This is a genomic window from Bacillus cereus group sp. BfR-BA-01383, assembly GCF_022663495.1.
Taxonomy (GTDB): Bacteria; Bacillota; Bacilli; order Bacillales; family Bacillaceae_G; genus Bacillus_A; species Bacillus_A cereus_AU.
Genome location: NZ_JAKUFP010000134.1, coordinates 1 through 268 on the forward strand (window position 1 = coordinate 1; position 268 = coordinate 268).

Consider the following 268-nt stretch of genomic DNA (forward strand, 5'->3'; position numbering starts at 1 on the left):
TTTCTAGCATTCGTCATGTATTCATGAATTCTAGTTACTTTTACTCGTTGTTTATTCCAGCGAGAAGATCCTTTCATTCTTCTAGAAAGAATACGCTGTGCTTTTGCCAACTTCTCTTCTAATGATCGAAAAAACTTCGGATTTTTATAGGTTGTTCCATCTGACAAAATGGCGAAGTCTTTTAGTCCCACATCCATTCCAATGTAAGAGTTTGTTTTCGGAAGTTCTTGCACTTCTGTTTCAACTAACAATGACACAAAGTATCTGC

At 36.2% G+C, this 268-nt stretch carries 1 protein-coding gene; it reads right to left on the reverse strand.

The window, feature by feature from the left end; translation table 11 throughout:
• On the reverse strand, nt 1–268 hold a 268-nt coding region (locus MR065_RS27290), incomplete at both ends, for a transposase (RefSeq protein ID WP_242215753.1).